The following is a 25,579-nucleotide window of genomic DNA, read 5'->3' on the forward strand; positions in this document are numbered from 1 at the left end:
TCGTTATCAGTTGTTCGATAACGCACGCATGCGGCCCGGCGACAGAACGAGGGAGGGACTTGAACACGTGAACCCACACTCTCTGGAGGACGCATGCGCAGGAAAGCTCCGATTTCGGCCGCCGTCGCTGTCTCGGCACTGGTGACGGCCACTGCCCTGATGGTCGCCGGTTGCGGGTCGACCGAAGGAACACCCGAGGCGGCGGCTAGTTCAACAGCGTCAAGCTCAACGGCGTCGGCGACCTCGACGGCAAACGAATCCGGGACGACGGTAACGAGTTCTCCCCCGCCGCAATCGGGCACCCCAGCAAGCGAATCCGTGCCGGCGACGACGCCTGCAGTCCCGGCTTCAGGTCCCTGTGTCGACGTCGACTCCCCGGTTGTCACGGACGCAATCGGTACCTTGGGAACCGACGTCAACGGCGGCAGCTGGATACCGAGATCCGCGAGCGAGGAGCAGATCGGTAATTGTCCTGACCTGCTCTGGGTTTCGGTCGATGGTGACGGCGTGGGCGATGCGACGTATCAGTCACACGTCCTGTTCTTCCACGACGGGACTTACCTGGGCACGGCTACCAGCAAGCCGTACTCGTACACACACGTCATCGACAGCAACAAGAATTCGGTGTCCGTCCAATACCGATGGTTGCTCGACGACGACGCATTCTGCTGCCCTCAAGGCGGACCGAATATCGTGAATTTCACGTGGAACGGCAGCGCTGTGGTCGCCGACGGCCAGTTCCCGCCCTCCTGAACCCGTTTCCGTCCGATACAGCTCTGAATACAACTGTGCCCCAGCGACAACGGTCGCTGGGGCACAGTCTTCTTCGATCTACTCGCCGACGCTCCTACTCACCTACACCGAGTTCACGCAGGCGAGTCTTGTACAGCTCGATGTTGCCGAGCTTGATGTCCTCGTAGCCGCGAACCACGTCCGGCAGCGCCGCGATCTCGACGGCGCGATCGTATCCGTCGGTTGCGAGCGTACGAGAGAGATCAGCGATCATGACCTCGTACTCGGCGAGCAGTTCACGCTCGACCTTGCGGACGTGCATGTAGCCGAAGGGATCGAGCTTGGTACCGCGCAGCTTCTTGCCCTTGGCCAGAACCTTCAGTGCAACATGCGACTTGGGCCCGAGGCCGATCTTCTTCTTGCGGCCCATCACTCGGAGGATCGGGGGGTGGAGCTTGTAGGTCAGGTTCTCCCCGGCCGGCACCTGCGACTTGACGTCTTCGATGAAGGCAGGATCGACCAGCATGCGAGCAACTTCGTACTCGTCCTTGTACGCGGTGAACTTGAACAGGCCGCGGGCGACCGCTTCACTGAAATCGGTCCGCTCGGTTGCGGCACGTTCAGCAGTCCAGACTGCCTGAACCTGATCGATGTAGCGCTGGGCGATCTTGACGGACTGGAACTCGATGAGCTGTGCCGCACGCAGTTCGACCAGTCGCAGGGTTTCACCGGTGAAGGTGGTTCCGGCGAACATGTGAGCCGGTGCGACAACGGGTTCGCGGACGGACTTGGCCGGCGTGGTGACGGCCGAGAACGCTGCAGTGTCGGCAATTGCTGCACGGCCCCAACGGAATGCCGCGATGTTCGCGTCCACGGCAACGCCGTTGATGCCGATCGCTTCTTCGATGGCCTCGGCCGGCAGACGAAGTCCACCGCTCTGGTAGGCAGCACCGATCAGCAGGAAGTTGGCGGCTGCGGTGTTACCGAACAACTCCTGTGCCGCGGCGAGTGCGTCGAACGAGCGCAGGGTGCGCGACACCTTGTCGAGACGGGCGAGGAGTGACGTCTCCTCGGGGTAGCGAACAGCCTTGTCGTAGACCATGTCTCCGGTCGGCGTCTGCGACGTCGATGCGATGGAGACCGTCTTCTCGGCGTTGCCGTAGTCGAGGTTCTTGTTGTCCGTCGCGGTCAGCAGGTCGAAGGCGACGATGCAATCCGCGCTGCCCGGGGTGAGGCGGTTGGACGGCTCGAGCGCGCTGGAGCTGAAACGCAGGTGCGAGACAACCGGTCCGGCCTTCTGGCTCAGGCCGATCTGGTCAAGGCTCTCCACCTCGAGGCCGGCGCGCAGTGCCGCCGTTGCGAGCACCTGGTTGACGGTCACGATACCGGTGCCGCCGATGCCCGCGAGGAACACGTTCTGCGTGCTGGTGAGCGGTCCGAAATCGGGATCTGCGACGACGGGCGGGACGGGACGTGCGGCCTTGGGAGCCTTCTTGCCCGGCACCAGTTCGACGGTCACGAATGAGGGGCAATCGCCGTCCATGCAGGTGTAGTCCGTGTTGCAGGACGTCTGGTCGATCTTCGTCTTGCGACCGTACTCGGTGTCCACAGGCTGGACCGAGAGGCAGTTCGACTTCACACCGCAGTCACCGCAGCCCTCGCACACTGCCTCGTTGATGACGACGCGAGTGTTGCGAGTGGGCAGCGTGCCACGCTTGCGCTGGCGACGAGCGTCGGCCGCACAGTGCTGGTCGTAGATCAGTACGGTGACGCCCTTGATCTCGCGAAGCTCCTTCTGAGCCTCGTCGAGGCGATCGCGGTGCCAGAGCTTGGTGCCCTTGGCCAGGGCGCGCTTGTTGTGGCGCGAAGGCTCGTCGGCGCAGATGATGATCTGCTTGACGCCCTCGGTGGTCAGCTTGTGGCTGAGTTGAGCAACGGAGAGGGCACCTTCTGCGTCCTGTGCACCGGTCATCGCCACTACTTCGTTGTAGAGCAACTTGTAGGTGATGTTCACGCCTGCGGCGATGCATGCCTGGACAGCCAACTGACCGGAGTGGAAGAAGGTGCCGTCGCCGATGTTCTGGAACAGGTGAGGCACGTCGGTGAACGGTGCCTGCCCGATCCACTGGCTGCCCTCGCCGCCCATCTGCGTCAGGCCGGTGACAGCGCTGTCCTCACGGCCGGACATGGTGACGAGTGTGTGGCAACCGATTCCGCCGCCGCCGATTGAACCCTCGGGGATAGCGGTGGAACGGTTGTGGGGGCACCCACTGCAGAAGTACGCGGTTCGCTTGGCGGAGAGCACGTTCAGTGACAGCGGTGCCGGGAGGGTGCGCTTGAGCTCGACGTGCGGCTTCAGTACGCGCCGCAACGGGGCGAGCAGCCGGCCTGCGGTCAGTTCACCACTGGCAGGCATGAGCAGACGGCCCTGGCCGTCACGCTTGCCGATGATGCGAGGAGCATCGTCGGTGCCGTACAGGACTTCCCGGATCTGAGCTTCGATGAACGCGGTCTTGTCCTCGACCACGACGATCTGCTCGAGACCTTCGGCGAACTCCTTGATCTTCTCGCCAACGACGGGGTAGCACATTCCGATGCGAAGGAGACGGATCCCGGCGCGGTGCAGCGCCGCATCATCGACGCCGAGGTCTGCCAGAGCTTGGCGGACGGAGTCGAAAGTTGTACCGGTGGCGGCGATACCGATCTTCGCACCGGAGGGGTTGACCTCGATCACATCGAGATTGTTGGCAGTTCCGTACGCGTGAACAAGATCCCATCGCGGGCCGTACAGATCTGCCTCGGCGATGACACTGTCCGGCGGCGCAGCCATCTGACGCTGCTTGTAGACGAAGGGCTTGCCCTCGAACTGAACTTCCGGAACCACGATGTCGAAGTCCGCGATGCTGCCGTCGATCGTCCAGGCACCGTCGGCGACGTCGGCGACGATCTTCAGCGCTACGACGCAACCGGACACCCGCGAGAGTGCAACGGCGTGCATACCCATCGTGATGATCTCTTCGGCATTGCGCGGAAAGAGAACCGGCACACCCATCGCGGCAAGCGAGCGCTCGCTGACGGCCGGCACCGTGGAGGACTTCGACGCCGGGTCGTCGCCCACCAGCAGGACGACGCCGCCCTTGGGGTTCACGCCGTACATGTTGGCGTGGCGAATGGTGTCGGTAGCGCGGTCGACGCCGGGGCCCTTGCCGTACCAGACGCCGGTCACGCCGTCGTGGGTCGCGGTTCCGGCCGGGAGATCCGTCTGGCTTCCCCATACCGCGGTGGCAGCGAGCTCCTCGTTGAAGCCGGGGATGAAGGTGATGTCGTGTTCCGCGAGAACCTTGGGCATGCCGTGGAGCATCTTGTCGACGCCGCCGAGGGGGCTGCCCTGGTAACCGGAGACAAAAGTGGCAATACGCTTACCCGCCCGGATGTCGCGAACATGCTGCTCGACGAAACCGCGTGCGATTGCCTGAACACCGGTCAGCAACACCGGTCCCGATCCCGACCGGTACCGATCATCGAGGTCATAGGGCTTGGCCTGGGCTACGCCCGACACCAGTTCAGTCATCGTGGACCACCGTTCCGTCTGCAGTGCATTTCAACTACCGTGCATTTTCAACAACCGCGTAACTCGATCTGTTCAGATGATCGTGGTCGAGGTATGTGAAAGCGTCAACAGAGGCTTGTTCAACTATTCAAATTGGCAATTTGTGAGCCAAATCACGTGACCTAGGTCATCGAATCAATCAGTTGGAGACCCGTTCGTCGCGATACGGCGAAACGGACATAAAACGTTCCCGACAATGCACACCGAGAACTTTCTTGACATTGACGCAACGTCAACTTGCATGCTGAATGAGCACAACCGATCCGAGAGTAGGAACTCCACGTGAGCGAATGGTCCATCCAAGAACTCGCCAAATCCGCCGGTACCACCAGCAGAACGCTGCGCCACTACGGCGATCTCGGACTCCTGGAACCAAGCCGCATCGGCGCCAACGGCTACCGCTTCTACGACGAAGACGCCCTGGTGCGACTGCAACGCATCCTGCTGCTTCGGGAACTCGGACTCGGATTGCCGGCCATCGCCGAAGTCCTCACCGGTGAACGCGACACGGCCGCCGCGCTGCGTACGCACCTCGAACTCCTCGAGCAAGAGCGCACGCGGATCTCGAGACAGATCGAATCGGTCAACAGGACGTTGAACAAGACGAAGAAAGGTGAATCACTCATGCCGGAAGATGTTTTCGACGGGTTCGACCACACCCGATACAAGGACGAGGTCATCGAGCGTTGAGGCAAGGACGCCTATACCAGCGGCGACAACTGGTGGCGGTCGATGTCCGAGCAGGACCGGAAAGCACATCTGCAAGCTCAAGCTGACATCGCAGCGGCATTCGGAAAAGCACTGACAGCGGGCCTACCCGCGGAAAGCGACGACGTCCAGACGATTACCCAGAGACAGTTCGAGTGGATAAAAATCGGTTGGCAGGGAAGGACTCCCAGCGCCGACGCCTTCACCGGACTCGGCCAGATGTACGTCGACGATCCCCGCTTCACCGCAAACTACGACAAGTACGGAGAAGGCACCGCTTCGCTGGTCCGTGACGCGATGAAGATCTACTCCGAGCGCAATTTGCACTGACGTCGATCAGTCCTGCCCACTGCCGAGGAGGTTGTGTCGGTGCGCTGCCGCGACGGCCTCTTCGCGGGAATGCGCACCGAGTTTGCGATACAGGGCTCGCAGGTGACTCTTCAATGTGTTGTTGGATACGAACAACTTTCGCGCTATCTCGCCGATCGGAATGCCGAGACCCAGTTCCACGAGAACGTCCATCTCCCGCTTCGTCAATTGGACTTGAACGATAGCCGCCGGATACATCTGCGGCACTTCGGATTCGAGAAAGGTTGCGACGGCACTGCTCGGGCCCTCGGCCCGCTCTTCCAGTTGCCTGATCAGATCACGCGGTATGGTCGCCAGCGCCGACAGGACACCTGAGGTTTCGAGTAGTCCGCGAGCCTCCTCCCACGGACTGGCGGCAGCGGGGATTCTGCCCAGTTCGCACAGCGCAGCGCATTCGATCAGCAGGGACTCGAGCCGAAACCTCGTGAGATACTGCTCGCTCCAGTCGATTTCGCGACACAATTCCAATGCCTGTGACGGAGCCCCCGTCAGGAGATGCGCACGAGCGACAGAAACCGTGACAACAGCAAACGTATGCGGCGCAGCGACTGATTCCTCCAGCGCCTTGGTACCCTCCCCGGACGCCAACAGAAGATCGATACGCGCCGCGGTGAGAAGTGCGTCACCGAGTGATCGTTCACACGGATTCACGTGCCCGTGCGTTGCCACTGCGCGCTGGAGCGAAATCAGCCCCGAGAACGGATCCGATTGCAGCAGTGCAAATCTGGTGTAAGTGTAGGCCGCGAACGCCCACAGGTCGCCCGGCGGTGTGATCTCGGCGAGCGCGTCCATCGCGGCAGCGCCGGCATTCAGGTCCACGCGATCGCACGCCACCAGTGCCCGCGCGATCGCTCCCCCCATATGCGAGGGCGGTCCCAACCATCCCGAAACGTCCGGGTGTGTGCTTTCGAGGTGAAGCCAGTCTGTCGCGCGCGCGACGTCCCCGATCAGCGCGGAGTTGAGCGCGGCATTGCCAGCGGCGTGCCGCAGGACGAACTCCGGACCGTGTTCCATCGCACCCTGATAGGCGAGTCGCAATTCCACCGCGGCATCACCGAGGTCACCGGTCAGTTGATGCGAAACACCCCAGATCAGGCGCAGGGCGGGCAGTTGAGACCCCAACGCGCCCAACGACTCGTCACCGAGTCCGTACACGACGTGAGCCAACTTGCGCGTGATCTCGGTAGAGCGTTGGTACTTACCGGATGTTCTCAGCACAACCGATTGGACCGTCCCGACGTTCAACAAGCTGTGCGCATGCGAACTACCACCTATCGCACGCAATTCCGCCGGTTCCGTCGGCAACGAATCGCCGTTGACCAACTGCGGCCGTAGGCGTGATTCGAGCAGGTCACGGCCCACCAGAATCGAAGAGTTCGAACTGAGTACGTCGCCGGGTATGGATTGCAACGCAGTCCGGACCAATCCGGTGTGATCGACCAGAAGATCGGCCCAGTGACGCTCGAGTATGTCGAGCACCCTGGTCCAATGGCGTCCGTCCAAGGCGTAGTGAACGGCACCGGCTATATCCGAAGTCCCGAGAGCGTGATCGACGAGAACCTGGAAGGGATCGTCGAATCCATCCCCTTGTTCGGTCCGTATCTGCATGAAAGCCAGTCGAACTGACGGCGCAAAGTACCAGGATGCTTCTCCCTCGGGACCGTCCCGAAAGATCAGACCGAAAGACTCGAGCAAGTCCAGTTTGCCCTCCACGTCAAGATCGTCGGACAAGACACGAGCGATCTCTGGTGTGACGGTGCGGGCGGCGGCGATCGTAGTCGCGAAGTCGAACAACTCGAGCGACTTGCCCGATCGAGGAGCGGTCCGACTGACGTACGCGTGGATCGCCTGGTCCACTCGCTGCTGAACGCGTTCGCGCCCACGACTCGGTTCACTCAGCCCCGCAACCGCACTCAGAGCAACCTTCATCAGCACAGGAACACCGGCAACACGCTCGCAGATCGAATGGACGATGCCCGAGGGAAGGTGGATCCCTGCCTCCGCGAACAGAACTGTGGACTCGTCGAGCGTGTACCTGAGGTCGTTCGCGCACAGGTACTCGTCCACGCGGACGTCCTCGAGTAAGTCCGTCGCAGACCGATCCTGCAGCGTGACGATTACTTTCAATCCGGGAAGCCGCACGATCAGATCCACGATTCGGCGTCCCACCTCGTCACCCTCAACCAGGTCGATGCGGTTGAACACCAACACGAATGGAGTGGGCGACGAGTCGAGAAGTGATTCGATTGCCCCCACCGGATCCTCGCGCATTCGTGGCGGGGCCTCGAGTGATTCCAGAGAATCTTGAATCACTGCGAGCGCAGTGTTCCAGTACTCGAGGGGGGTCATCCGATTCGATGGCGCCGGCACCCAGACAACTGGTCTGATGGGCATGTGCCCGAGAGTCGTGAGCCACAACGCGGCGAGGTCCGTCTTCCCGAACCCACGCGGCGAATCGATGACCGTCAATCCCGCCGAGCGTTCCATCAACCCGAGCAGACGAGGACGAATCGCCGTGGCTCCACGCCCGGCGAGCCGTCTTTGCAGCGTGCCCCTTCCTCGAGGATTTCGCTTTGCTCGAGATAGCTGCGACCGATTCGAAGTGGATGTCATGATGGCCGACAAACGAGCAGTCGATCCCCGCCGAACTCGAGATTTCGTTCGAGCATCGAACTCCCAACCTGTCCACCCATAACGAACAACATAGACAGAATCACCGCGACACGCGAGCACTGGCCGTCTCACAAATACGCCCGATTTGTCTCATTATGTGGGCTCGGTCACTATTGACGTTTATTTGCGGGAGAGTGACTGCGACCTGCGGGATCTGACATATCATGCCCGCGTGCCGATGAATTCCGCCCGCATTCGCGTGTCGACTCGATCGGTGGACCCTGCGGACGCCAACGACTTCTGGCGTGTCGTCACGCGTCCGTTCTTCGTCACCGAGCCGATAGGCGCCGACGCGCCCCTCCAAGGCTCGATCTCCGCCCTGCCTATCGGGACCTCGCTGATCGGTGAAACGACCTTCAACGCGCAGAAGTACAACCGCAGCAAAGTTGTGATCGCCGAGAGCGGACTCGACGATCAGTACATGATCCAGGTCGTTCTCGGCGGACAGGTCAGTGGTGACGCCGACGGAGTGGATTTTGTCGCCCGCCCGGGGGACATCGCGTTCTTCGACCTCGGGCGAACCTGGACTGCTGACGTCGAAACCGAGGCGACCGGACGCACCATCACACTCCTGGCGCCGCGCTCCCTCGTCGAAGCGGAGTCGAAGGGTCGTTCTCTACACGGGACGGTACTGCGCGGAGCTCCTGCCGTCGTGCTCGCTCAGTGCATGCAATCGGTCGTACTCGCGCTACCGCATCTCGATCCCGATGCTGCGGCCGGCTACGAGGACGTCGTCGCTTCCCTCCTGCGTGTCAGTTTGGGTATCGCCGAACCTGATCTGTCGCCGCGGCCCGATCACTCTCTCCGCGATCGTGCGTACGCCTACATCGCCGAGCATCTCTCGGAGACCTGGCTCGGCCCGACGAGCATGTGCGCAGCATTGTCGGTCTCCCGAGCACAGCTCTACCGCGCATTCGCATCCGACGGCGGAATTGCTCTTGTCATACGGCGCAAGCGCCTCGAACTCGTCTACCGCGAGTTGACCAGAGCCGAGATGTCGAACGAAACGACCGACGCGTTGGCCCTGCGATGTGGCTTCACCTCGAAATCCCAATTGGCGCGCGCGTTCAAAGACTTCTACGGGATGACTCCGAGCCAAGCTCGTACCGATGGCAGGCGCACGATCGGGGACCCGTCGATCGCACGGCTGCACCGTCGACTCGAGTTCTTCAGCCCCTGAATCCGAAATACTCCACAGCCTCGGGATCGCGCCTGTGTTCTAGTTGATCCATGAGCTGGGTCGACAAGGAACTGAGTCTGGCTGCGCTCACAGGCGCGGTCACAGGTGTTGCCGTGGTGATCCCGATAATCGGCGATGGAGCCTGGTCCTGGGTAGGACTGTTCATACCCGCTTTCATCGGAGCGCTGGTCGGGCTGATTGTTGGCTCGAGCGCTATTGCAGGCGGGCGCTGCGCCCTGAGAACAAGCCACACATGGCCGGCGCGCACAGTCTGCTGCTGGAAGCATCGGTTCGCTGCGTGCTCTGCCTTGGCGGTGACATTGCTGGTAATCGGAGTGTTCATGGCGGCCGTCACCGCTTCAGGTGCCCCGGTGCGAGATGCCGCAGGGTTCCCGACGTCCTTGATCGTACTGGCGGTCATCGCCGCAGTTACGTACGTGTTCTCCTACCTGCTCGCCCCCCGCCCAGGCCTCCCAGACCCCGTAAGAACCTCTGCTTCATCACGATTCGGCCTCCGAACCGCGGTGGAGATCAATAACTCCTTGCCAGGCAGCGAGCTCAGATCACTTCAGCTGGAAATGAACCGGAGAACAAACTGCTCGATGCCTTCCGAAATGACTTTGGTCAGCGCAGTGAAGTCGTTCGACCAACGTTGAATATCCAAGCTGCTCATTACTTTCCTCCGGTCTACGACCCGGTGCCTGTGACCGCACAACGTATGCGAGGCATCGGTCGTGCATTAGAACTATCTGCGAAAATGCGGTTTCCGTTACCGCTGGACCGACCGAACAGCGCCGCAGGTTCACTCGAACCTCATATTGCAAATTCGTCGAACGGTTGCAACAACGCCGAGCAGAGTTCGAGCGAAAAGCACTATCCACCAAAAGTATTAGCTTGAAAGAACTACGATTCACTCGATCCCTGGACACACGACACTCGACGCGCCGACTTGCGATAGGGGCGAGTTGGCAGGCAACAACCGGGACAAAGCCATCCGACGATCATGCACGAAATACGGCCACGCCACTCCAGGAATTATTCGAAGTCTCCCAAGGGATCGGATCTGCTCACTCACTTCGCTGATTTCGCCTGGCGACGATGGCGAAGTTCAAAGGGATCCGCGGAGAGTCGCTCGGCAGAGTCCATCCGTTGGCGCATGGAACGAGTTCGGGGAAGGCCGGCCAGTCCATGTAGGGAAGTTCCGAAACTGATTCGATATGAAGTCCCACATCCAGCAAGGAACCAATGACCTCGCCTAAGTCGTGGCGCCATTCGTGGTTGGCGGTGTGCGCTATCTGTCCGTCGGAGTTCCCGGTATAGGTCGCCGAGTCTTCGTACGATCGCATGCCGCCTCCGGAGAGGTAGTCGTCGGTGATCATCCACGGCTCGAATGCCATTGCGCCGAGGATCGGATGATCGTCCCGGATCTGAAACACCCCACCCGGCTCGAGGAGGTCGTGGATCGACTGGGCCCAGGTGGCGAGTTCCGGCAACCAGACGATTGTCCCGGCGCTGGTGACGATCGTGTCGAAACGTCGGTCGATCAGCGTCGAGGCGAATCGCGCATCACCTTCCACCCAGGTGATCTCGCGGTCGTCGGCCTTCGCGATACGCGCTGCGTGGCGCAGAGAGTTGGGCGAAAGATCGAGCCCGTGCACCTCCACCGCACCAAGGCGCGCCCAGGAAATGGTGTCGATACCAATGTGACACTGCAAGTGCAGGAGCGAGCGATCCCGCACTCCCGACGCCGGCAGATGCGTAGACAGACTCGACAGATCGTTCTGCACGACTCTGGAAATGGCCGCTCTGTCGGCGAGAAACCCTCCGACGTCATACATTTCGGAGCGCACATGCACCTCGGCGCGATCGTCCCAATTCGACCGGTTGCCGGCGATGGCTTCTGCCTCGTGCTTCGCTTGGCCCTCGTGCACCATTGACCCTCCGCCATCGACTTGAAGTGTCTTTTTAACACGTCTGTGGTCGTGTTCGCGTTCCAGTTTTCGAAGGGCTGTGGTTTTCGAATCAGACGGTCACTTCTTCGGCAGGTTTCCCCTCGTGGCTCGCCGCGCCGAAGACGGCTACGGCGACGGCGCCCGCGATCGCTCCGACGAATCCGACGATGGCAAGCCATTCCAGGCCAGGTCTCGACGCGTCGCCGAGCACCACGACGCCGACGATTCCCGGAACGACCGTCTCGCCGACAACCAGTGCCGCTGTCGCTCCGTTGACGGATCCCAGTTGCAACGCCACCGTGTGCAGATAGAAACCGCCCAGGCCCGAGACGAGGATTGCCCAGCCGGCCGGATCGCGGAGCATCGTGCCGATTTCGAACGGATCGATTCCGTAGACCACGCGTACGGCAATGGCCAGACAGCCAAACAACACACCCGAGATCAACCCGGCGACAACTGCTGCGCGTGAGCCCAACCATCGGATCAAACCGATACCGATCGACAAGATCAACGCCGAGCCCACCAGGACACCCCAGTGGACGACGTCGTTGGAACTCCCGCCGCCCGCGTGACCCGAAGACAAACCGAGCAGCAGGAGCGATCCGATCACCGCGGCGATCGCGAACCAGTCGCGACGATGCAACTGGATGCCCAGGACCACGGTCCCCAGCACTGCCGTGATGACGAGATTGGCACTGACCACTGTCTGCGACAAGAACAGTGGAATGAGCCGCGCGGAGATGGCACTACCGGCGAATCCGACCGCATCGAGCACGGTGCCCAGGATGAACGACGCCGTCAGCGCTGCGGCGAACGTCGAACGCAAGGTCGGGCCACCCGTCGCCGTCACGTGTCCGGCCTCGCCTCGCTGCTCGGCGGCCGCTGCCGACTTGCGCGCGCCGTACGCCTGCAACACCGACGCCACGCCGTATCCGACGCACGCCACGATCGCGGCAATCAGTCCGATCAGCATCGAAATTCCACACGAAGTTCATGGGCAATGGTCATAGAGATAGACCCTGCCCTATTTTCCCAGGCCTGACATCACCCTCAGGTATTCGAACAAGTGCTACCCGAGAAGTACACCGACCGACCCTGACCGGTACCTGGGGACACCCCGACCCCTAGTGGAATTGCTTGAGAGCCCTGATCTTGTTCATGACGTCGAGCGCCGCCACCTTGTACGCCTCGGACAGTGTCGGATAGTTGAAGACGGCGTCGACAAGGTATTCGACGGTCCCGCCGCACCCCATCACCGCTTGGCCGATATGCACGAGATCCGTTGCACCCGAGCCGAAGATATGAACGCCGAGCAGTTTCAGGTCATCCGTCGACACCAGGATCTTGAGCATCCCGTAGGTGTCGCCTGCGATCTGCCCGCGCGCGAGTTCACGGTAGCGGGAAACCCCGACCTCGTACGGCACCGATTCCTTGGTCAGATCGACCTCGGTGGCGCCTACGTACGACACCTCGGGAATCGAGTAGATGCCGATCGGCTGCAGATCCATCAGCTTCGCGCCTGGTTCGTCGAAGGCGTGGTAGGCCGCGAGTCGACCTTGATCCATCGACGTCGCCGCCAACGCCGGGAAGCCGATGACGTCACCGACGGCGTAGATGTGTTCGACCTTGGTGCGGAAATTGTCGTCGACGTAGATGCGGCCACGTTCGTCGGCTTCGAGCCCGGCGTTCTCCAGCGCGAGTGGCGCTGTGAGGCCTTGCCGTCCCGCCGAGTACATCACGGTCTCGGCGGGAATCTGCTTGCCGCTGCGCAGCGTCGTAAGTGTTCCGTTCGCTCCGACGTCGACGGCCGTCACTTCTTCACCGAATCGGAAAGTGACCGCCAGATCGCGTAAATGGAACCGAAGCGATTCGATGACCTCGGGGTCACAGAAGTCCAGCATCGACGTTCTCTTCTCGACGACGGTGACCTTGGTGCCGAGTGCCGCGAACATCGACGCGTACTCGATACCGATCACTCCCGCGCCCACCACGACCATGGTGGTCGGGATGGAGGTCAGATCGAGGATTCCGTCGGAGTCGAGCACCCGGTGACTGTCGAAGGACACCCCCGCCGGGCGGGCAGGCAACGTTCCGGTCGCGATCACAACGAATTTTGCCGTGATCGTCATCTTGTCTCCGCGCGAGGCGTCCTCGACGAGGATGGTGTGCTCGTCGACGAACGAGCCGACCCCTACCAGCAATTCGACGCGGTTACGCAGGAGCTGAGATCGCACGACTTCGATTTCTTTGGTGATGACATGCTGGGTTCGCGCCAGCAGGTCGGCCGGAGTGATGTTCTCCTTGACGCGGTAACTTGCGCCGTACAGTTCGCGTTGGTTCATCCCGGTGAGGTAGAGAACCGCCTCGCGCAACGTCTTCGACGGAATGGTGCCGGTGTTGACGCACACTCCCCCGAGCATGTTGCCCTTCTCGACCATCGCTACCCGTTTACCCAGCTTGGCCGCCGCGATGGCGGCCTTCTGCCCACCCGGGCCGGAGCCGATCACAACCAGGTCGTATTCCATCGGATCAGTCATCGCTTACAAATACCGTCTGCATACGACCGGCAGATGCCGAGCATGTCAATACTCGGTGAACAATCCGCGCGCCGAACGGGCACGACGGATGTACACGAACCCTGTTGCAATTAAAAGAGATACAGTCAAACCCTTACGAAAATTGCTACACACAAACATATTCCGACATTCGCATGCGCACATTCTTCGCCGTCCGACGGAATTCACAACGGTCTGTTGAAATTTGTTTCACCACAGAGTGATTGATCGATCAACTGACAGGTGACCAGGGCAGTAAACCGGATGTCCAGTATTCGAATTGTCCGAAATAACGAGCAGAATGTTCCTCGTCACATCCCGGACCGAAGCAGTTGCGCGGAGCCTCAGGTCGCGTTCTACTTGCCTTGACTAATCATCTGTCACTCTCGGTTACAAACATCCGCCCCGTTCACGATCCCCACCTTTCGCCATCTCGAGAGATCAGGTTTCCCAATGGAATTCACGGAACTTGCCGACTATCCCCTACCTCCTGGGACCGTCACCGAGTGGACTCCTGCCGCAGTGAATCCGCCCGAGCTGTGGCCTGTCGACCAGCGTCCCGCCAGCTACATACACGAGGCACACTTGAAACATGCCGAGCAGGCGAAACGGCAGGCGCACCATCACAACGACGGATGCACTCCGTCGTGGCTGGGCACCTCGTTTCGCATCCACGACCGACTCGACCGAAGGATCTGGGCGGCCACTCTCGATCACTGGATCGATCGCCACGAAGTGCTCCGAACACGAGTCGCCATGGAGGGCGAAGCGATAGTCCGACGCACCGCGGGTCCTGGAGACGTCCGAATTCTGGGTAACGAAGTCGGACATCTTGCATCCTCGATGTCCGTCTTCACGCATCTGCAGCAACTGCTCGACCGGTCGACCGATCCACTTGTCTGGCCTGCGTATCAGTTCGCGACGATTGAAGGTCCCAACCATTTCACCGTGGTCTTTGCCGCTGATCATGCTCTGCTGGACGGATATTCGGTGGCGTTGACCGCGCACGAACTGCAGACGATCTACCGTTCGTCGAGCGAGGGAAGCCCTCCCTCGCCGCCGGAGACCGGAAGCTACATCGACTTCGGCACCAGGGAACGAGATCTCGTGGGACACGCGGACTGCTCTCACCCGGCGGTGCAGACGTGGCGCGAGTTCTACGCGCAGGGCGAGGCTCCGCTCTTTCCAGCGCTGCCCGAACCGGTCGCCGGACGCCGAGGCCCTCAGCAGAGCCTGTCCGCCTGGCTTCTGAGCGCCCGGGGAGCCGAACGCCTGGCAGAAGCGAGCAAGCGCAGCAACCAAGGATTCCTGGCCGCGATACTCGCGTGCGCGGCCAAGGTGACCGGTGATCTCACCGGTGCAGACGAATTCCGCGTCGTGGTGCCGCAACACACCCGTTCGGAGCTTCGATGGGCCGCGTCGCTGGGATGGTTCATCGGTGTTGTGCCGGTGAGGATCCCGATTGCTCCCGCAGCAACCGTGAGCGATCTGGCCAAGGTTGCCGGCACGGAGATGCGACGCGTCCGCCCCGCAGCGGCCCTGCCGTACTCGAAAGTGTGCGAGCTGATCGACTCCCCGCAGCACCTGCCGTTCGTGCTCTCGTACATGGACGTTCGTCACGTTCCTGGTGCCGAGCAATGGACGAGCTGGCAGACCAGAGGCCTTCGTAGTCGCGATCATTCGGGAACCGACGTCTACATCTGGCTCACACGGACTCCCGAAGGGCTCAATCTGGCCATACGCCACCCAGGCAACGCGCGCACAAGCCGCCACATCCATCAGTTCGCGGGACTCCTACGCCGCGAAATGGAGGACTTTGCCTTCTCGACCGACACATGCTCACCTCCGACCAACACCGCTGTACCGATCAACACCGCTGTACCGATCAATACCGCTGCACCGATCGAGGAGAACTCTCATGGAAATGACACCCATCGATCTCTGGGCACCGAAAGCCGGGACGCTCACCGAGTTCAGGCCTACTGAGCAGTCCCTGACGGCAGCATCTCGAGCACCGCTGAGCGACCAACCTCTCTCGTTCCTCCAAGAGGGACACATTCGTACCGCCGATCACAAGCGCGCACAAGGCGTCGACTGGTCACCGTGGATCGGATTCACGTTCACCCTGCCCGGTGATCTCGATCGGGAGGCACTGCGTCGGGCTGTCCAGACATTTGTCTTGCGGCACAACACACTTCACAGTTGGTTCGAGGTGAGACCATCCGAAGATCCTGGCGGCAGCGGGGTCATCGACCGTCACGTGGTGGATGAATCGACGATCGAACTCGCGCCGCACAGCGTCGGTTCCCTGAACACGACCGATGCGGTTCGCGAGCATGTCAGCCGAAGTTTCGCAGGCGATACCAGCCCACTGCAATGGCCTTCGTTCACCAGTGGCGCCGTCGAGCACGGCACCGGCGCCGGTTTCACCATCTACTACGGCGTCGATCACTCGCACACCGACGGCCTGTCGCTGATGCTGGGCGTCGAAGAACTTCGTGCGCTGTACATCGCCGAAAGCGCCGGCATCGACGCTCAACTTCCCTCTCCCGGTAGCTACGTCGAGTACAGCGGCGAAGAACGGACAGCGGCGAAGAACCTCGACCTAGCCGCAGAACCTGTGCAGCAATGGATTTCGATTCTCGCCGCCAACGCCGGACAACTCCCGACGTTCCCCCTCGACCTCGGCGTCGCGCAGGGCGAACAGACCCGGTCGACCCGCACACATATCGACGTTCTCGACAGCGACGAGTCAGCCGCGTTCGCAGCGCTGTGCAAGTCCAATGGCGTCGGATTCTCCACGGGGATCTTCGCAGCCCTCGCCCTCACCGAGATCGAAGTTGCTGACAGAGCGAACTACTTCGCGCTCAACGCAGTCGGTACTCGTTCCGATCCGAGATACCTGTTTTCTCAAGGCTGGTTCATCAATCTCGTCCCGGTCTCGTTCACGCTGAGTGGTGTCACCACCTTCACCGATGCACTCCCCCTTGCTCACGCTGCTCGCGCAGCCGTGAAGGGACTCGCGGACGTGTCCATTCACTCGGTGATCGCCCAGGTGTCGAAGTTGACCGGATCCGACATCGGCGGAACCTCGGTCCCGCCGATGGTGTCGTACATCGACATGCGCCTGATTCCAGGTGCCGAGCACCACGACGAACTCGAAGCGCGCGCACTCGGTGGGCCAGGAACGACGGGTGATCTGTCGATGTGGATCAACCGGAAGGAAGACCGTACGTACGTGATGGTCAGTTTTCCCGATACCGAGCAAGCGCACACATCGGTGGATCGGTACCTTCGACACCTCCGCAACGTCCTGAGAACGGTCGCCGATACCGGCGACTACCGTGTCGTTCGTCAGGCGGATGCACGTCAGGAAGTGGAGACCGCCTGATGCACATCACCTTTCTCGACAGGTTCGAGGCACGGCCGGGCCGCATCCTGCAGTGGACGCCGAGCGAAATCTCCACCGGATCGACATATCCGGTTCCTCCGACCTCGAATCAGCAGCTGCATCTTGCCGGGAGCCGCGGCGATACGACTTGGCTCGCTGCCACTTTCGACGTTCCCGGCCCGATCGACACGGACGCACTCCGGGCCAGCTTCGAGGAATGGACGTCCCGTCACGACGCCCTGTCGTGCTCGTTCTCCCAGGCCGAAGAAGCGGATGAATCCTCGGCGCTGTCCGTCGACGTCGCCGATGTCGTCGATCTGCGCCTCCGTGAGGAAACAGTGGCGGACGCGCGAACGCCGGAACAGGTGCGAGAACTCTTGGGCGAGCGCTTGGATCGATGGTGCAATCCTTTTGCGTTTCCCGCCTACTTTCTCGGGGCCATCACCCGCGAGGACCAGTCGACAGTGATCTGCGGATTCGACCATGCCATCTGCGACGGCTGGTCCATGAGCATCGCAATTACCGAGATCAGCACTCTGTATCGTGAATACACGCGGGCGGACCGTAATCCGATCGCGTCGGATCTCTTGCCCGAGCCCGGGAGTTTCCTCAACTACTGCTTCCGTGAATCGGCAACCGCGGATCCAGAGCCCGGCGACCACCGCATTTCGGGGTGGCGGTCTTTCCTTCGATCTTGCGGGGGTGACACTCCCCATTTTCCCGTAGATCTGGGGCTGCCCGCCGGGACCATGTCGCCCCAGGGCACAGACACCCGAATGCTCCTCGACGCCGACGAAGCAGAGCTGTTCGACCAGAACTGCGCCGATCATCGACACTCGTCGTTCGGTGCGATTCTTGCGTCGATCGGTTTGGCCACAACACAATTGACCGACAAGAGAGACACACGCCTTCTGTTCCCTGTTCACACGCGTCGGGAACCGCGGCACAACCACACCTTCGGCTGGCTGGTGGCCAATGCACCCATCACCGTGACGAGCATGGATGATCTTCACAGCACGGCTCGGGCAGTCAATCTCGCTTTCCACGAGTCACTTTCACTGTCGTCCGTGTCGTCGAGACAAGTGTTGAGGAGCTTGGGACCCGAGGTTTCGCCCACTCGCCGAGACATCTTCTCGGTGTCCTACGCCGACTACCGGACCATGCCCGGTGGATCTCGCCCCCGCGAATCACGGCCCGGCGACTCACAACCTGCGCCGATCAATCCGCAGCAACTCAGTCGCGTGTCGAGCGCCGACGACGTTCAGTTCTGGTTTTCGCGCACCCACGACGGGCTGGCAGTGCGCACCCGATTTCCGGCACCCGCGGCCCAGGCAGTGCTCACCTTCCTCGAGTGCGTATCCGAGATTCTGTCGACGCCGTAACCAGACGGCTGTGCATCCGCAGATCTATTTGACACTTCTTTGTTGTGCACAACTTAACTGTGCGCTACAGTTGTTCTCGTGACCAACCCACTCGCTCTCGAACGCCAGGTCTGCTTCGCCCTCTATTCGGCGTCGCGGGCCACTACGGCCGCGTACCGGGCAATGCTCGACGACCTGGGAATCACGTATCCCCAGTACCTCGTCCTGTTGACACTCTGGGAACGAGACGGCCGGGGCGTGCGTGAGATCTGTGAGGCACTCGATCTCGATACCGGAACTCTGTCGCCGCTGCTCAAGAGGCTGGAGGGTCTGGGATTCATCGAGCGCCGACGCCTCACCACGGACGAGCGTCGCGTCGAGATTCACCTGACCGAGGCGGGTTCCTCCTTGCGCAGCAAGGCCGAGGACATCCCGGCCAAGCTCGCAGGCGCCACTGGTCTGAGTAACGACGAACTCACCGAACTCCGAGACGTTCTCACTCGTCTCGGTGAGTCACTTCAAGCATCCAACGCCCACTCCGACGGAAAGAAGAAGTCATGAACATCGTCTACACCGCAGAAGCACTTGCCACCGGCGAAGGCCGCAACGGTCACGCTCGCACTTCGGACGGACGCCTCGATCTCGGCCTCGCCATTCCCAAGGAAATGGGTGGCAGTGGCGAAGGCACCAACCCCGAGCAGCTCTTTGCCGCCGGATACGCAGCATGCTTCCACTCCGCTCTGCAGATGGTCGCCCGCGCCGAGAAGGCCAACGTGGCTGATTCCGCAGTCGGCGCGCGGGTCGGCATCGGCCCCAACGGTGCAGGAGGCTTCGGACTCGCTGTGACACTGGAGGTTTCACTCCCCCATCTGCCCCATGATCAGGCCGTCGAGTTGACGGAGAAGGCGCACCAGGTGTGCCCGTACTCCAATGCAACTCGCGGCAACATCGAGGTCACCCTCGAAGTAAGTAAGGACGACGAATGAGCACCACCACTGTCAGCCGGGAAATCCGTCTCGCTTCACGCCCGAACGGTTGGCCCACCTCGGAGAACTTCGCCACCGCCGAAGTAGAACTCCCCGAACTCGAAGACGGCCAGATCCTGGTCCGCAACATCGCCATCTCCGTCGACCCGTACATGCGCGGCCGAATGAACGACGTGAAGTCCTACCTTCCGCCGTTCCAGGTCGGTGCGCCGCTCGACGGTGGTGCTGTCGGCGAGGTCGTCGAATCCAAGTCGGCTGATCGCGCTGTGGGCGACGTTGTCGTCCACGGCCTCGGATGGCGTGAATACGCCATCCTCGACGGATCCGCAGTGACTCCGGCCGACACGTCCATCGCGCCGGCGACGGCCTACCTGGGTGCCCTCGGCATGACTGGCCTCACCGCGTATGCCGGCCTCACTGCGGTTGCGGAGTTCAAGGAAGGCGATACCGTATTCGTCTCCGGCGCAGCCGGTGCCGTCGGATCGCTCGTCGGTCAGATCGCCAAGTTGCTCGGAGCGAAGCGAGTAATCGGTAGCGCCGGTTCACCGGCGAAGGTTGCCCGACTTCTCGAACTCGGATTCGATGCGGCATTCGACTACCACGACGGCCCGATCACCGAACTGCTCGCCGCTGCCGCCCCTGACGGCATCGACGTGTACTTCGACAACGTCGGTGGCGAGCATCTCGAAGCCGCCATCGATGCCATGAACCAGGGTGGCCGGATTGCCCTGTGCGGAGCCATCGCTCAGTACAACACCACCGAGAAGCCCACCGCTCCCCACAACCTGGCACTGGTGATCGGCAAGCAGCTCACACTGCGCGGATTCCTTGTGGGCGGCTACCGTCACCTCGGTGGCGAATTCCGCACCCACATGGCAGGGTGGCTCGCCGACAACAAGATTCAGTGGGACGAGACCATCGTCGAAGGCCTGGAGAATGCACCGCAGGCTTTCATCGACCTGATGCGCGGCGCAAACACCGGCAAGATGGTTGTCACGCTGTAACCCGAACAACATCTGGCTCGAACGAATATGAAGGTGGCCGCGAACTTCTCGAAGTTCGCGGCCACCTTCATATCTGAATCAGATCCCGAACGAGACTCCGGTCAACTTCTCCGACAGTGTCCATAAACCCGAGGCTGTCTTCGAATCGTGTGACTTCTTGTTCGACCCCACGACCTTCGGATAACCTCGCTGCTCGAACGGACCGTCCGGTCCGATGTAACTGCCGCCGAAGGCATCCGGCGCGGTTGCCGCCCACAGTTCAGGAAGGGCACCCATCTCCGCAGACTGCGCGAAGATCGAATTGCCGATTCCCATCAGCTTGTCCTGGATCGACTCGGTGTGCCCCTGCAGGTTCGTCGACGCGTATCCCGGATGCGAAGCAAGCGCTTTGAGCGAAGATCCCGAGGCCGCAAGCCTGCGTTGAAGTTCGTACGTGAACAACAAATTGGCAAGTTTGGACTGCCCGTAGGCCAACCAGCGGTTGTACTTCCGACGCTCGAAATTGAGATCGTCCAGATCGACAGTTCCGAGCTGATGCAGGGCACTGGACATCGTCACGACACGGTCGGTGAGCTTGTCCTTCAGCAATCCGGTCAACGCGAAGTGCCCGAGATGGTTTGTGCCGATCTGCATTTCGAATCCGTCGACAGTCCGGCGAAACGGAACCGCCATCACGCCGGCGTTGTTCACCAGGACGTCGACCTTCTCCGTTGCGTCGGCAAAGGCTCGTACCGACGACAGATCCGAGAGGTCCAATTTACGGACAACCGCGTTGGGTCCGATCTCGGCGGCTACGGCGTCGGCCTTCGTGGTGTCACGACAGGCGAGGACGACGTCGGCCCCGGCTTTGCCAAGCGCCCGTGCGACTACCTCACCCAGTCCGCTGTTCGCCCCCGTGACGACAAATGTGCGGCCGGTCTGATCGACTACGTCTTCTGCGGTCCATTTGGTCATGCATTCCAGCGTACGTGCCTTACCCGCCGGTAGGGAGGGGTCGCTTTTCTGTCATCGCTTGCGTTTGGCGCGGATCGGCTTTGCACCCGGCAGCGGCGGTGCTGCAGCCACCCTGGGCGACGGGGGCGCAGTCACTCCGGGTGTCGGCGACGATTCAGCTTCCTTCTGCTCCGCCGCGATCCGGCCGTAGACCAAATGCTGTTGTCCCAGCGTCCAGCAGTTGTTACTCACGAAATACAGCAGGATCGCCACGGGCGCGAAAGCACCGAAAGCGATCACACCCACCGGAAACACCCACAATGCGAGCTTGTTCATGATCGCTGTTTGAGGGTTGACGGTTCCGGTGTCCACTTGGCGCGCGATGGACGCCCGCGACGTGAAATGTGTAGCGACGGCGGCGAAGATCATCAGCGGTACGGCAACCAGAATGATGGAGATACGGCTGACGTCGCCGAACGCTTCCAGTTGCGCTGCCGGACTCGAAATCATGGCGGACAACGGCGCGCCGAACAGTTTGGCGTCGAGAAACGACTGCACGTCCGAGGCACTGAAGAAGTAGTTGGCCGTATTCGCGTTGTCCGCCACCGACATCGGTTCGGTCGGGCTCAGAAACGGGACGTGCGATGCCGCTCCAGTCCGATTGAACGATCGCAGGACGTGATAAAGGCCGATGAACACCGGTGCCTGAACGAGCATCGGCAGACAGCCGAGCAACGGACTGTAGTTGTGTTCCTTCTGCAGCTTGGCCATCTCGACAGTGAGTTTCTGCCGGTCACCCGAATACTTCTTCTGCAACGCCTTGATCTGAGGTTGCAGCTTCTGCATCACCAGTTGGGTGCGGACCTGCTTGACGAAGGGTTTGAACAGCAAAGCCTTGAGCGTGAAGACCAGAAATACGACCGACAACGCCCATACGACGCCGTTGTCGGGTGATCCGGAGATCAGTGAAAAGACCTTGTGCCAGAACCAGAGGATTCCGGACACGGGGTAGTAGACAAAATCGAGCATGACGAATGAACCTCACCGAGAGGCACGCTCACAGGAGATGAGAGCGCGGGAATGGTCGTGGACGCAAGACGTCTGACCGACCTACGACGAGTTCACACCCGCCGACGGCCGATCTACAGACCGATTCCCGGAGCTCGAGGCTGTGGACGGCCGGGCGCGTCCGGGCTGCTCTGCCTGCGGAAAGCGCCACGCAGGCAGCGTTCGTCATCAGAGGGGCCAGTGGCCGAAACCGTGCACAGCTGCAGAAGTTCGTACTTCGACGACGTTGCGAGGGCTGCGACCACGAAGACGGCAATCGCAGTTCCCAGCACCGCGGCGCTACCCGACGATCCAAGCGGAGGCACGGCGAGAAGAGCGATGAACGGCAGCAGAAGCAGCAACAGTGACCGTGTCACCGTTCCCGTGCTCCGCTGTTGCATGACTGCGAGAGTACAGAACATCTGCCGAATCCAGCTAGACGCTTGCCTCACGTACTTGTTCGCGCAGCCATTTGTGTGCTGGATCGTGGTCCAGCCGACCGTGCCACTGTTGGTGGATGGTGACGGCCGGTAGTTCGGTCGGCACCGCAAACCAGGCGACATCGAGGCGAGCGGCAAAGTATCGGGCAAGCCTTTCCGGCACCAGTGCAACGAGATCGCTGTCGGCCGCCATGAGCGCCGCCGCAACGGGCGAGGCAACCACCGCGATCACCCGCCGGCGCATGCCGACTGCGGACAACGCGTCGTCGATCGGTCCGTGTGTCCGGCCACGTCTGGATGTCGAGACATGTGGATGCTCACACAACTGCGCGAGTGTCGGCTGAGCCGTGCGGGCCAACGGCGACGACTTCGATACCAAGCCCACATGACCCTCTCGGTAGAGAATCTCACTGCACACATCAGAGGACGGCAACGGATCAGCGCCGATATCGAGATCGATCGAACCGTTCCGCAGCGAGTCGACGTCCTCGTTTCCCTCTCCGACACAACGGATTACAGCGTTCGGCGCTTCCGCCGCGAAACGCCTGACCAGAGCCGGGGTGAGGCTGGCCGCCGTGCCCTCGTTGATTCGGATCACGAAAGTCCGCTCGAGCTCTGCTGGTTCGAAGTTCTTGCGGTCGATCAACAGGCCTTGCGCCCCTTCCAGGAGCGATCGGACCTGAGGTGCTGCACGCAACGCAAAGGGCGTCGGTACCAACCCACGCCCGGCACGAACAAAGATCGGGTCACCCATCGCACGCCGGAGACGCCCCAAAGCCCTACTGGTTGCCGGTATCGACAAGTTCAATCGCTCGGCCGCGCCGGTGACACTGCCCTCCGCTACCAGAGCGTCGAACACTCTCAAAAGATTGAGGTCCATATCCATCGCCATAGTTGCACCATACGCAACTATCTACTGCAATCTTTGCAGTAGACGCACGTTACCGAGATCCCTACTGTCGTTTCAGTAGCCGAATTGGCTGTCGATCAACAACTCCCGCAATAGAACAAATTTTTGCAAAGAGGTGCGTCTTGTCCACAAATACTTCGATACCGACGGAGGGTCGGGCGAACTCGGACGCGCGACAAGGATTGGTGCTCGCAACGTTGTGCGCGGTCACCGTCCTCGTTATTGCGTTCGTCGCTGCCATCAACCTGGCAGTTCCGCTCCTGACGTCCGGTTCTCTGCATCCTTCCTCGACGCAGCTTCTATGGATCGTCGATTCCTACGTCACGGTCTTCGCCTGTCTGGTGATCCCCTGCGGGGCACTCGGTGATCGCTTCGGACGCAAAGGGGTGCTGACCATCGGGTTGATCCTCTTCGCAGCAGGCGCCGCCGTGTCCGCGAGTTCCCCCACAGTGGCGGTGATGCTGATCGGCCGCTGCGTCACCGGAGTCGGAGCCGCCTGTGTTCTGTCGAACAGCCTCGCAATCCTCATGCACGCGACTCCCCCACAGAAGCGTCCTCGCGCAATTGCCATTTGGGCATCGTCGACCGGATTCGGCGGCGTGGCAGGGAATGTCGGTGGTGGCGCGCTTCTGCAGACCGGGTCCTGGCGCTGGTTGTTCGTCGCCGTCGTACCCATCGCGTTGGCAGGTGCTGCCGCAGTCGCCTATCTCGCTCCTCGCACCCCTCGAAATCACCGCGGTCTCGACCCCGTCGGAACCGTGTTGCTGACGGCGGCGACGTTCGGGTTGCTGGTCGGCGTCATCGAAGGACCCGAAAGTGGTTGGGGCAGTGTCACGGTGATCTCAGCATTCGTCGCGTCGGCGGCGCTTTATGCGGCATGGATCATCGTCGAGCTCCGCGTCGAGCAACCCTTGCTGGATCCGCGGTTGTTCCGCCTTCCTCTGCTTCGCGCGGGATGCCTGGGAATGACCGTCGCGTTCTTCGGTCTGTTCGCACTGTTCTACGTCAACGCTTCATTTCTGCAGTATGCCAAGGGTTTCAGCGTTCTCACCACCGGCCTGGCGGTGATACCGCTGACCATTCCACTGCTGTTCGGTGCTCGCTTCGTGCCGCTGATCTCGGCTCGTCTGGGTTCCACCATCACCGTGGCGGCAGCGTTCGTGTTTATCGGGGTTGGCATGTTCGGGCTGTCGACCAGCACAGCCCACACTCCCTATTTCGCCTACGCGTTGTGGCTCGTTGTCATCGGCATCGGCGCGGCAGCCGCGCTCCCCGTATTGACTCACGACATCGCGGACTCGCTGCCCCTCGAACAGGCAGGCGTCGGTTCAGGACTGCAGGCGACGGCACGAGAATTCGGCAGCGCCTTGGGCGTCGCCGTCATCGGCACCATCTTGACCAGCCGTTTCATCAGCGCATTGCCCGACTCGATGCGCGACGGAGACGGCGCCGCGCCACGCACGGTCGCAGACGGACTCGAGATGGCCGACACTCCCCTCGCTCACGACGCCGTCCTGAGTGCCTTCACCACCGGCGCGGACAGCGCCGTGCGCGTCATCGCGATCATCACCCTGATCGCCGGCTGCCTGGTCACTGCGCAATCCGCGTGGTCGAACAGAACACGAACGAAGGAGACAGAACAGGTGCACTGACAGCTCGTCCGCTATGTGTCAAGTCAAGTGAGACAGTGACGTTCAGTTGATCTGCGATTCCGAGACCGGTTCGTTG

At 61.4% G+C, this 25,579-nt stretch carries 19 protein-coding genes and 1 pseudogene; 11 read left to right on the forward strand and 9 right to left on the reverse strand.

Going from position 1 to position 25,579, the window contains the following annotated elements:
• Positions 1-93: 93 nt before the first annotated feature.
• The gene (locus ACKAMS_RS19465) at positions 94-753 is read left to right on the forward strand and encodes an LppP/LprE family lipoprotein (protein WP_021345351.1); all 660 of its coding nucleotides are present in this window, start codon (positions 94-96) and stop codon (positions 751-753) included.
• A gap of 94 nt (positions 754-847) precedes the next feature.
• On the opposite strand, the gene ACKAMS_RS19470 is transcribed toward ACKAMS_RS19465, so the two are convergent.
• Complete coding sequence (locus ACKAMS_RS19470; RefSeq protein ID WP_408989400.1) at positions 848-4,303, reverse strand: indolepyruvate ferredoxin oxidoreductase family protein; 3,456 nt, start codon at positions 4,301-4,303, stop codon at positions 848-850.
• 321 nt (positions 4,304-4,624) lie between these two features.
• Between ACKAMS_RS19470 and ACKAMS_RS19475 the strand changes: the two are divergent.
• A pseudogene (locus tag ACKAMS_RS19475) lies at positions 4,625-5,380 on the forward strand (MerR family transcriptional regulator).
• A 6-nt stretch (positions 5,381-5,386) separates the two neighbouring features.
• Here ACKAMS_RS19475 and ACKAMS_RS19480 read toward each other — a convergent pair.
• Positions 5,387-7,906, reverse strand: coding sequence for a response regulator transcription factor (locus tag ACKAMS_RS19480; protein ID WP_408989401.1), 2,520 nt, complete (start codon positions 7,904-7,906; stop codon positions 5,387-5,389).
• A 364-nt stretch (positions 7,907-8,270) separates the two neighbouring features.
• On the opposite strand from ACKAMS_RS19480, the gene ACKAMS_RS19485 reads away from it, so the two are divergent.
• A complete protein-coding gene (locus ACKAMS_RS19485) occupies positions 8,271-9,272 on the forward strand; it encodes a helix-turn-helix domain-containing protein (RefSeq protein WP_283384333.1) in 1,002 nt (333 codons plus the stop codon).
• A 50-nt stretch (positions 9,273-9,322) separates the two neighbouring features.
• The gene (locus ACKAMS_RS19490; RefSeq protein ID WP_408989402.1) at positions 9,323-9,928 is read left to right on the forward strand and encodes a hypothetical protein; all 606 of its coding nucleotides are present in this window, start codon (positions 9,323-9,325) and stop codon (positions 9,926-9,928) included.
• 411 nt (positions 9,929-10,339) lie between these two features.
• On the opposite strand, the gene ACKAMS_RS19495 is transcribed toward ACKAMS_RS19490, so the two are convergent.
• The 3 genes from ACKAMS_RS19495 to sthA form a co-directional block, all read right to left on the reverse strand.
• A complete protein-coding gene (locus ACKAMS_RS19495; protein ID WP_283384018.1) occupies positions 10,340-11,206 on the reverse strand; it encodes a bifunctional 2-polyprenyl-6-hydroxyphenol methylase/3-demethylubiquinol 3-O-methyltransferase UbiG in 867 nt (288 codons plus the stop codon).
• 88 nt (positions 11,207-11,294) lie between these two features.
• Complete coding sequence (locus ACKAMS_RS19500; RefSeq protein WP_019745033.1) at positions 11,295-12,197, reverse strand: hypothetical protein; 903 nt, start codon at positions 12,195-12,197, stop codon at positions 11,295-11,297.
• A gap of 151 nt (positions 12,198-12,348) precedes the next feature.
• Positions 12,349-13,761, reverse strand: a complete 1,413-nt coding sequence (sthA, locus tag ACKAMS_RS19505; protein ID WP_007733953.1) for a Si-specific NAD(P)(+) transhydrogenase — start codon at positions 13,759-13,761, stop codon at positions 12,349-12,351.
• 471 nt (positions 13,762-14,232) lie between these two features.
• Between sthA and ACKAMS_RS19510 the strand changes: the two genes are divergently transcribed.
• From ACKAMS_RS19510 to ACKAMS_RS19535, 6 genes are all read left to right on the forward strand, one after another.
• Complete coding sequence (locus ACKAMS_RS19510; protein ID WP_408989403.1) at positions 14,233-15,765, forward strand: condensation domain-containing protein; 1,533 nt, start codon at positions 14,233-14,235, stop codon at positions 15,763-15,765.
• Entirely contained in the window at positions 15,698-17,170 is a 1,473-nt protein-coding gene (locus ACKAMS_RS19515; protein ID WP_269576980.1) for a condensation domain-containing protein, read from the forward strand. Before ACKAMS_RS19510 ends, ACKAMS_RS19515 begins: the two co-directional genes overlap by 68 nt.
• A complete protein-coding gene (locus ACKAMS_RS19520) occupies positions 17,170-18,552 on the forward strand; it encodes a condensation domain-containing protein (protein WP_269576979.1) in 1,383 nt (460 codons plus the stop codon). The genes ACKAMS_RS19515 and ACKAMS_RS19520 overlap by 1 nt, the downstream gene beginning before the upstream one ends.
• 78 nt (positions 18,553-18,630) lie before the next feature.
• Positions 18,631-19,092 carry a MarR family winged helix-turn-helix transcriptional regulator gene (locus ACKAMS_RS19525; RefSeq protein ID WP_269576978.1) on the forward strand — a complete coding sequence of 154 codons (462 nt, stop codon included), beginning with the start codon at positions 18,631-18,633 and terminating at the stop codon, positions 19,090-19,092.
• Complete coding sequence (locus ACKAMS_RS19530; RefSeq protein ID WP_003939720.1) at positions 19,089-19,517, forward strand: organic hydroperoxide resistance protein; 429 nt, start codon at positions 19,089-19,091, stop codon at positions 19,515-19,517. The genes ACKAMS_RS19525 and ACKAMS_RS19530 overlap by 4 nt, the downstream gene beginning before the upstream one ends.
• Positions 19,514-20,521: an NADP-dependent oxidoreductase gene (locus ACKAMS_RS19535; protein ID WP_019745038.1), complete on the forward strand. Its 1,008-nt coding sequence runs from the start codon at positions 19,514-19,516 to the stop codon at positions 20,519-20,521. Before ACKAMS_RS19530 ends, ACKAMS_RS19535 begins: the two co-directional genes overlap by 4 nt.
• A 78-nt stretch (positions 20,522-20,599) precedes the next feature.
• Here the strand turns inward: ACKAMS_RS19535 and ACKAMS_RS19540 are convergent, their stop codons facing one another.
• The 4 genes from ACKAMS_RS19540 to ACKAMS_RS19555 all read right to left on the reverse strand — a co-directional run bounded on the left by ACKAMS_RS19540 (position 20,600) and on the right by ACKAMS_RS19555 (position 23,833).
• Positions 20,600-21,475, reverse strand: coding sequence for an oxidoreductase (locus ACKAMS_RS19540; RefSeq protein ID WP_020970568.1), 876 nt, complete (start codon positions 21,473-21,475; stop codon positions 20,600-20,602).
• Positions 21,476-21,526: 51 nt separating this feature from the next.
• Complete coding sequence (yidC, locus tag ACKAMS_RS19545) at positions 21,527-22,483, reverse strand: membrane protein insertase YidC (RefSeq protein ID WP_020908879.1); 957 nt, start codon at positions 22,481-22,483, stop codon at positions 21,527-21,529.
• Between the two features lie 113 nt (positions 22,484-22,596).
• Positions 22,597-22,902 (reverse strand): DUF6412 domain-containing protein, encoded by a 306-nt coding sequence (locus tag ACKAMS_RS19550; protein ID WP_021345368.1) that lies wholly within the window; start codon positions 22,900-22,902, stop codon positions 22,597-22,599.
• 34 nt (positions 22,903-22,936) lie between these two features.
• A complete protein-coding gene (locus ACKAMS_RS19555) occupies positions 22,937-23,833 on the reverse strand; it encodes a LysR family transcriptional regulator (RefSeq protein ID WP_021332143.1) in 897 nt (298 codons plus the stop codon).
• A gap of 203 nt (positions 23,834-24,036) precedes the next feature.
• Here ACKAMS_RS19555 and ACKAMS_RS19560 point away from each other — a divergent pair, with 203 nt between their 5' ends.
• The gene (locus tag ACKAMS_RS19560) at positions 24,037-25,503 is read left to right on the forward strand and encodes an MFS transporter (protein ID WP_408989404.1); all 1,467 of its coding nucleotides are present in this window, start codon (positions 24,037-24,039) and stop codon (positions 25,501-25,503) included.
• Positions 25,504-25,579: the final 76 nt, after the last annotated feature.

The organism is Rhodococcus sp. 5A-K4 (assembly GCF_046097995.1).
GTDB classification, from domain to species: domain Bacteria; phylum Actinomycetota; class Actinomycetes; order Mycobacteriales; family Mycobacteriaceae; genus Rhodococcus_F; species Rhodococcus_F erythropolis.

What these genes read in the sequence shown, in the direction of transcription:
- ACKAMS_RS19510 (WP_408989403.1), top strand. Translation starts at nt 14,233, where the DNA reads ATGGAATTCACGGAACTTGCCGACTATCCCCTACCTCCTGGGACCGTC.
- ACKAMS_RS19495 (WP_283384018.1), bottom strand. Translation starts at nt 11,206, where the DNA reads ATGGTGCACGAGGGCCAAGCGAAGCACGAGGCAGAAGCCATCGCCGGC.
- ACKAMS_RS19515 (WP_269576980.1), top strand. Translation starts at nt 15,698, where the DNA reads ATGGAAATGACACCCATCGATCTCTGGGCACCGAAAGCCGGGACGCTC.
- ACKAMS_RS19480 (WP_408989401.1), bottom strand. Translation starts at nt 7,906, where the DNA reads ATGGAACGCTCGGCGGGATTGACGGTCATCGATTCGCCGCGTGGGTTC.
- ACKAMS_RS19550 (WP_021345368.1), bottom strand. Translation starts at nt 22,902, where the DNA reads ATGCAACAGCGGAGCACGGGAACGGTGACACGGTCACTGTTGCTGCTT.
- ACKAMS_RS19465 (WP_021345351.1), top strand. Translation starts at nt 94, where the DNA reads ATGCGCAGGAAAGCTCCGATTTCGGCCGCCGTCGCTGTCTCGGCACTG.
- ACKAMS_RS19535 (WP_019745038.1), top strand. Translation starts at nt 19,514, where the DNA reads ATGAGCACCACCACTGTCAGCCGGGAAATCCGTCTCGCTTCACGCCCG.
- ACKAMS_RS19470 (WP_408989400.1), bottom strand. Translation starts at nt 4,303, where the DNA reads ATGACTGAACTGGTGTCGGGCGTAGCCCAGGCCAAGCCCTATGACCTC.
- ACKAMS_RS19500 (WP_019745033.1), bottom strand. Translation starts at nt 12,197, where the DNA reads ATGCTGATCGGACTGATTGCCGCGATCGTGGCGTGCGTCGGATACGGC.
- ACKAMS_RS19540 (WP_020970568.1), bottom strand. Translation starts at nt 21,475, where the DNA reads ATGACCAAATGGACCGCAGAAGACGTAGTCGATCAGACCGGCCGCACA.
- ACKAMS_RS19555 (WP_021332143.1), bottom strand. Translation starts at nt 23,833, where the DNA reads ATGGCGATGGATATGGACCTCAATCTTTTGAGAGTGTTCGACGCTCTG.
- sthA (WP_007733953.1), bottom strand. Translation starts at nt 13,761, where the DNA reads ATGACTGATCCGATGGAATACGACCTGGTTGTGATCGGCTCCGGCCCG.
- yidC (WP_020908879.1), bottom strand. Translation starts at nt 22,483, where the DNA reads ATGCTCGATTTTGTCTACTACCCCGTGTCCGGAATCCTCTGGTTCTGG.
- ACKAMS_RS19490 (WP_408989402.1), top strand. Translation starts at nt 9,323, where the DNA reads ATGAGCTGGGTCGACAAGGAACTGAGTCTGGCTGCGCTCACAGGCGCG.
- ACKAMS_RS19530 (WP_003939720.1), top strand. Translation starts at nt 19,089, where the DNA reads ATGAACATCGTCTACACCGCAGAAGCACTTGCCACCGGCGAAGGCCGC.
- ACKAMS_RS19485 (WP_283384333.1), top strand. Translation starts at nt 8,271, where the DNA reads ATGAATTCCGCCCGCATTCGCGTGTCGACTCGATCGGTGGACCCTGCG.
- ACKAMS_RS19520 (WP_269576979.1), top strand. Translation starts at nt 17,170, where the DNA reads ATGCACATCACCTTTCTCGACAGGTTCGAGGCACGGCCGGGCCGCATC.